This is a genomic window from Limnoglobus sp., assembly GCF_059499385.1.
Window position 1 is genome coordinate 51,624 of record NZ_JCABYM010000045.1, and the last position, 6,684, is coordinate 58,307.

Genomic DNA, 6,684 nt, shown 5'->3' on the forward strand with positions numbered 1-6,684 from the left:
CCTAACCCTCCCCCCCAAGGGGGGAGGGGACAAGAAGGATTCCGGCCGGAATCGACATCACCCCATGTGAGGCCGTGGAGCGAGTGACCCACCGTCCGTTTCCCGCTACGATCACAACAGAGACTTCTCGGAACGGGATCGAACCATGCCGCGGATTCTGGTGCTCATCGGCTGCCTGCTCCTGACCCGCCCGGCGGCCGCGGTCGATTTCGCGCGGGACGTGCTGCCGATCCTGTCCGAGAACTGCTTCCACTGCCACGGCCCGGACGAGACGGCCCGCAAGGCCGGGCTGCGGCTCGACACGAAAGAGGGGGCGTTCAAGAAGAAGCGCGAACGCACCATGCTCGTCCCCGGCAAGAGCGGCGAGAGCGAGGTGATCGCCCGCGTGACGAGCCAGGACGCGGACGTGATGATGCCGCCGCCGGACTCGAACCGGAAGCTGACGGCGAAGCAGATCGCGACGCTCAAGCAGTGGGTGGACGAGGGGGCCGCGTGGGGCCAGCACTGGGCCTACGTCCCGCTGCCGCGGGAAATTCCAAATCCGAAATCCGAAATCCGAAATCCGATCGACGGGTTCATCCGCGCCCGCCTCGAAAAAGAGGGGCTGAAGCCGTCTCCCGAAGCCACCAAAGCCGCGTGGCTGCGGCGCGTCACGTTCGACCTGACCGGGCTGCCGCCGACGGTCGCGGAGATCGACGCCTTCGAGAAGGACGCGGCCGCGAACGCCTACGAGAAGGTCGTGGACCGATTGCTCGCATCGCCTCGGTACGGCGAGCGGATGGCCGCCGACTGGCTGGACGTGGCCCGGTACGCCGACACGCACGGCTACCAGTCCGACCGGTTCCGACCGATGTGGGCGTACCGCGACTGGGTCATCAAGGCGTTCAATTCCAACCAAAAGTTCGACCGGTTCGCGACGGAGCAGCTGGCCGGCGACCTGCTGCCAAACGCCACGAAGGACCAGCGGCTGGCGACGGCGTTCAACCGGCTGCACATGCAGAACGAGGAGGGCGGCGTCGTCGAGGAGGAGTTCCGCGTCGCCTATGTCGTGGACCGCGTCACGACGTTCGGCACGGCGTTCCTGGCGCAGACGTTCGAGTGCTGCCGCTGCCACGACCACAAGTACGACCCGATCTCGCAGAAGGACTTCTACCAGCTCTTCGCGTTCTTCCAGAACATCGACGAGTCCGGCCAGACGAGCTACTTCACGTCGTCGATGCCGGTCCCGGCGATGCTGCTCAGCACGGACGAGCAGGACAAGACGATGGCCGAGTTGTGGAAGGCCGTCGGGTCGAAGGAAGCGGCGGTGAAGGCGGCGCGCGGGGCTGCCCGCGCCGAGTTCGGCAAGTGGCAGCCGAGCTTCGCGAAGGACTTCGCCCCGCCGGGCCTCGTGGCGCACTTCCCGTTCGACGAACTGACGGCCAACAAGTCGGCGAACAAGGTCGATGCGAAGCTCACCGCAAACGGCCACGACGGGCCGAAGCTCGTCGCCGGGAAGGTTGGCAAGGCGGCCGAGTTGTCCGGTGAGAGCGGGTTCGACATCCCCGGCGTCGGGCACTTCACCCGCAGCGACCCGTTCTCGGTGTCCCTCTGGCTGAAGTCTTCCAAGCACCAGCCGCGGGCCGTCGTGCTGCACCACAGCCGTGCGCCGATCGACGCCGGCAGCCGCGGGTACGAGTTGCTGCTGGAGAACGGCAAGGTCGCCGTCGGCCTGCACCACATGTGGCCGGGGAACTCGCTGAAGGTCGTGGCAAAGACGCCGATCCCCGCGGGCGAGTGGGTCAACGTCGCGTTCGCCTATGACGGCTCAAGCCGGGCGACCGGGCTGACGGTGTTCGTGAACGGCGAGCCGATGGCGTGCGACGTAGTCCGCGACGGGCTTCGCAGGGACATCACCTACGAGGGCGGCGAGCCGAGCCTGCAGGTCGGCTACCGGTTCCGCGACAACGGGTTCAAGGGCGGCCGCGTCGATGACCTGCGAATCTACAACCGCGCCCTCACGCCGCCCGAAGCGTTGGCGCTCGCGGGCAAGGGGATTCCCGAAACGGAGGCCGTGCTGTTCGACTACTTCGCGGCGGTCGTCCACGAGCCGACGAAGAAGGCGGCGGCCGAGCTGCGGGCCGCCCGGCTGGCGCACGCGAAGTTCGTGAACCCGATCCCGGAAGCGATGGTGATGCAGGAGATGCCGACGCCGAAGCCGGCGTTCCTGCTGAAGCGCGGGGCCTACGACTCGCCCGGCGACGCGGTGGCCACGTCCACGCCGGCGACGCTGCCGCCGTTCCCGGCCGACCTGCCGCGGAACCGGCTCGGGCTGGCGACGTGGCTGACGCACCCGGACCACCCGCTGTTCGCCCGCGTGACGGTCAACCGCCTCTGGCAACAGCTGTTCGGCAAGGGCCTCGTCGAGACGAGCGACAACTTCGGCACGACCGGCGTGCCGCCGACGCACCCGGACCTGCTCGACTGGCTCGCCCGCGACTTCACGCGCGACTACGACGTGAAGCGGATGCTGAAGTTCATGGCGCTGAGCGCGACGTACCGGCAGGCGTCGAAGCCGACGCCGGAGGCGTTGCAGAAGGACCCGTATAACTTGCTGCTCGCCCGCGCCCCGGCCCGGAAGCTGAGCGCCGAGATGCTGCGGGACCAGGCTCTGTTCGTGAGCGAGTTGCTGAACGAGAAGTCCGGCGGGCCGAGCGTCTACCCGTACCAGCCGGAGGGCCTGTGGAACGAGGCGATGGGTCGGCCCCACTACCCGCAGTCGAAGGGGAGTGACCTGTACCGGCGGAGCCTCTACACGGTCTGGAAGCGGACCGCCCCGCACCCGCAGATGACGACGTTCGACGCCGCCGACCGCAGCAACTGCGCCGTCCGGCGGCAGACGACCAGCACGCCGTTGCAGGCGCTCGCCCTGCTGAACGATCCGCAGTTCGTGGAGGCGGCCCGGTTCCTCGGCCAGCGAACGCTGAAGGAGGGCGGCGCGACGACGAAGGCCCGCGCCGCATGGGCGTTCCGCACGGTGATCGGGCGTTCCGCGGGCCAGAAGGAACTGGCCGTGCTGGTGGCGCTGTACGACGAACAGCGGGCGGGATTTGCGACGGACCCGACGGCGGCCGAGAAGCTCCTCTCAGTCGGCGAGACGAAGGCAGACGCGAGGTTGGACAAGGCCGCCCTCGCCGCCGCGACGCAGTTGGCGCTGACGATCCTGAACCACGACGAGGCCGTGAACCGAAGGTAACCCGCCGGCACATAGTAGTAGGCACACTCCGTGTGCCGTCTGTTGAGCGTCGCAACGACTCGCACGAACTCGCCGAAGGGTCCATCTGCCAAGCGCCGCCGCGGCTCCAACGAACTCGCCGGCACGCCGAGGAGACGGCACACGGAGTGTGCCTACTACTATGCCGACGCCAACCTTTGAACTCTTCGACCCGGACGGCGATCTGCGCGTCACGGCCGGCAACCTCCCGCACTGGTTTCAACCGGGCGTCACGTATTTCGTCACCTTCCGCACCGAGGACTCGGTTCCGGTGGAACTGGTCGCCCGCTGGCGGTGGGAACAATCGCAGTGGCTCGCCCGGAAAGGGCTCGGTAGCATGGCCGACCTCAAACGGTTGTCCGCAGGTCGGCAACAAGAGTTCCACACGCATTTCAGCCGCGCCTACCACGACTACCTCGATCGCGGACACGGGGCGTGCCAGCTGCGACGCCCGGACATCGCCGGGATCGTCGCTGACGCGATTCGGCATTTCGACGGCGAGCGGTACGACCTCGACTCTTTCGTCGTAATGCCGAACCACGTCCACGCTCTGCTCGGCCTGCGGCCGGGGGTTGACATCCTGAAAGTTTGCCATTCCTGGAAGAAGTTCACCGCCACCGCCATTAACCGCCTCTTGGACCAGTCCGGTCGGTTCTGGCAAGAAGAAAGTTTCGACCACCTCGTGCGGTCGCCCGAGCAATTCGAGCGCGCTCGGGCTTACGTCGCCGAGAACCCAATACGTGCGTGTTTACGTGAAGGCGAATACTTGCTGTGCCAGCGCCCGTAACCACGATGACGCATTCCGATGCGTGAAGGAGACGGCACACGGAGTGTGCCTACTACTATGACCAACTTCATCCTCCCGCCGGCCAACCGGCGGCTGTTCCTCCGGCAGTCCGCCCTCGGCCTCGGCGGCGTCGCGCTCGGCACGCTGCTGGCCGACGCCGCCCCGAAACTCGCCGGCGTCCTCGACCAGCCGCACCACCCGCCGAAGGCGAAGCGGGTCATCTACCTGTTCATGGCCGGCGGGCCGAGCCAGCTCGACTTGTTCGACCACAAGCCGCTCCTCAACGAGAAGAACGGCACGGACCTGCCCGACAGCGTCCGCAAGGGCCAACGGCTCACCGGCATGTCCGGCAACCAGGCGTCCCTGCCGCTCGCCGGGTCCGCGTTCAAGTTCGCGAAGCACGGCAAGAGCGGCGCGACGGTCAGCGACCTCTTGCCGAACGTGGCGAAGCTGGCGGACGACGTGTGCTTCGTGAAGTCGTGCTTCACCGAGGCGATCAACCACGACCCGGCCATCACGTTCTTCCAGACCGGCCACCAGATCGCCGGCCGGCCGAGCTTCGGGGCGTGGCTGTCCTACGGCCTCGGCAGCGCGAACGAGAACCTCCCGGCGTTCGTCGTCCTCGTCTCGAAGGACCGCACCGAGCAGGGGCTGTACGCCCGGCTGTGGGGCAACGGGTTCCTGCCGAGCGTCCACCAGGGGGTGCAGTTCCGCAGCGGCAAGGACCCGGTGCTGTACCTGCAGAACCCGGACGGAGTGACCGGCGAGAGCCGGCGGAAGATGCTCGACCGGCTCGCGGAGCTGCATTCGCTGTCCGAAGAAGGCGACCCAGAGATCGCGGCCCGCGTGTCGCAGTACGAGATGGCCTACCGGATGCAGACGAGCGTGCCGGAGGTCATGGACTTCTCGAAGGAGTCGAAGGACGTGTTCGACCTGTACGGCGAGGACGCGAAGAAGCCCGGCACGTTCGCGGCGAACTGCCTGCTCGCCCGCCGGCTCGCGGAACGGAACGTGCGGTTCATCCAGCTCTACCATCCGGGGTGGGACCACCACGGCGGGCTGCCCGGCGGCATCCGGCGGCAAGCGAAGGACATCGACCGCGCGTGCTACGGGTTGGTCCAGGATTTGAAGCGGACGGGGATGTTGAAGGACACGCTCGTGGTATGGGGCGGCGAGTTCGGGCGGACGAACTACAGCCAGGGGAAGCTGACGGCCGACAACTACGGCCGCGACCACCACCCGCGGTGCTTCACGATGTGGTTCGCCGGCGGCGGCATCAAGCCGGGGCTGACGGTCGGGGCGACCGACGACTACGGGTACAACGTGGCCGAGCGGCCGGTCCACGTCCACGACGTGCAAGCCACGATTCTCAACCAGTTGGGGATCGACCACACGAAGCTGACGTACAAGTTCCAGGGCCGGTACTACCGGCTCACGGACGTTCACGGCGAGGTTGTGAAGGAAATCGTGGGTTAACCACCGACCGCACCCGGCGCGCGACGAGGGCGAGCGATGGCCTTCTTCATCCAGCTACGCAGCTCCAACCACGTCCGGCTGGACGGCGACACGCCGGACCCGCGGACGGGGTGGGGGATGCCGTCCTACCGCGACCTCGGCCTCTCGGCCCCGGAGCGGCAGGCCGTCGTCGCGCTGTTGCAGCGGCTCGGCGGCCGGCGGCCGGGCGTGGACGACCGCGTCCACCTCACGCTGACCGACAGCTCCCTGGCGGAGGTCCACCTGCGCGGGCTGTACGGGGCCGGCCCGTGCGTGAACGGCCACCTCGCGGCCGAGGCCGTGTCGATGCCGCTGTTGCACGTCGCCGTCGAGCTGGCCCGCGCCGGCCGGCTCATCCTCACGCCGGACGGGTTCCCGCGGCCGCTCGTCATCGACGAACCGCTCCGCCAGTCGCTGAGCACCCGCTACCCGCAGGTGCAGTCCGGTTATTCGGCCGCGATGATCTGGAACCTGCTGAGGCCCCGCGACCTCGACCCGCCGGCGGGCGAAGGGGAATCGACGGAATAGCCGCCGACGCCGCGGCGGACCGCACGTCGGCAAAAAACGAAGAACCCCGGCGCGGGTCGCGCCGGGGTTCTCGTCGTTCCGAGCCGTGCGGCCGGTCGTTAGCTCGCGCCGTTGCCGGCCGCGATTTGGCCGTCCACGTAGCTGAACGTCTGGGAGGCCGTGCTGCCGAGCGCGGTGATCGCCGCGATGCAGACGACGATGATGAGGGCCAACATCACGGCGTACTCGACCGCCGTCGGGCCGTCTTCCTTCTTCAGGAACTCCACCACCTTGCGAGAAATCGTGTTCATCGTCGCTCCAAGTAACTGAGGGTTTGAGGGGCGAGTCGTCGGCCGAGTTGCCTTCGCGCCGCCGGCTGACACCCTGTCTGTAGGTCGCCCTTGCGGGCGGTGCAAACCGGAACGTCGGCAATTTCGATACGGCCGCCGCAATCTCCGACACCCGGCCGGCGGCGTTGAGGCCAGCCCCCGACTTTGCCGGGACCGGGCGCAACGGCTGCGGCCGGACGTGGTACCGCGCGCCGTCGGAAGGCAGAAAATTGAGGCGAGCGGGGGGGGGGGGGCCCCCCGCGCAGGGGGGGGGCCCCCCCCCCAAAACCGGGGGGGGGCCCCCCCCCCCCCCC

General features: G+C 68.2%; 5 protein-coding genes. 4 read left to right on the top strand and 1 reads right to left on the bottom strand.

Features of this window, described 5'->3' with window-relative positions; all coding sequences use genetic code 11:
- Positions 1 to 145: 145 nt before the first annotated feature.
- From AC5JJ2_RS08200 to AC5JJ2_RS08215, 4 genes are all read left to right on the top strand, one after another.
- Positions 146 to 3,235, top strand: a complete 3,090-nt coding sequence (locus tag AC5JJ2_RS08200; protein WP_495857489.1) for a DUF1553 domain-containing protein — start codon at positions 146 to 148, stop codon at positions 3,233 to 3,235.
- 160 nt (positions 3,236 to 3,395) lie between these two features.
- Complete coding sequence (locus tag AC5JJ2_RS08205) at positions 3,396 to 4,040, top strand: transposase (RefSeq protein ID WP_495857490.1); 645 nt, start codon at positions 3,396 to 3,398, stop codon at positions 4,038 to 4,040.
- Positions 4,041 to 4,097: 57 nt separating this feature from the next.
- The gene (locus AC5JJ2_RS08210) at positions 4,098 to 5,516 is read left to right on the top strand and encodes a DUF1501 domain-containing protein (protein ID WP_495857491.1); all 1,419 of its coding nucleotides are present in this window, start codon (positions 4,098 to 4,100) and stop codon (positions 5,514 to 5,516) included.
- A 36-nt stretch (positions 5,517 to 5,552) separates the two neighbouring features.
- On the top strand, positions 5,553 to 6,062 hold the full coding sequence (locus tag AC5JJ2_RS08215) for a hypothetical protein (protein WP_495857492.1): 510 nt from the start codon (positions 5,553 to 5,555) through the stop codon (positions 6,060 to 6,062).
- A 98-nt stretch (positions 6,063 to 6,160) separates the two neighbouring features.
- Here the strand turns inward: AC5JJ2_RS08215 and AC5JJ2_RS08220 are convergent, their stop codons facing one another.
- Positions 6,161 to 6,352: a Flp family type IVb pilin gene (locus AC5JJ2_RS08220; protein WP_495857493.1), complete on the bottom strand. Its 192-nt coding sequence runs from the start codon at positions 6,350 to 6,352 to the stop codon at positions 6,161 to 6,163.
- Positions 6,353 to 6,684: the final 332 nt, after the last annotated feature.

What these genes read in the sequence shown, in the direction of transcription:
- AC5JJ2_RS08200 (WP_495857489.1), top strand. Translation starts at nt 146, where the DNA reads ATGCCGCGGATTCTGGTGCTCATCGGCTGCCTGCTCCTGACCCGCCCG.
- AC5JJ2_RS08220 (WP_495857493.1), bottom strand. Translation starts at nt 6,352, where the DNA reads ATGAACACGATTTCTCGCAAGGTGGTGGAGTTCCTGAAGAAGGAAGAC.
- AC5JJ2_RS08215 (WP_495857492.1), top strand. Translation starts at nt 5,553, where the DNA reads ATGGCCTTCTTCATCCAGCTACGCAGCTCCAACCACGTCCGGCTGGAC.
- AC5JJ2_RS08210 (WP_495857491.1), top strand. Translation starts at nt 4,098, where the DNA reads ATGACCAACTTCATCCTCCCGCCGGCCAACCGGCGGCTGTTCCTCCGG.
- AC5JJ2_RS08205 (WP_495857490.1), top strand. Translation starts at nt 3,396, where the DNA reads ATGCCGACGCCAACCTTTGAACTCTTCGACCCGGACGGCGATCTGCGC.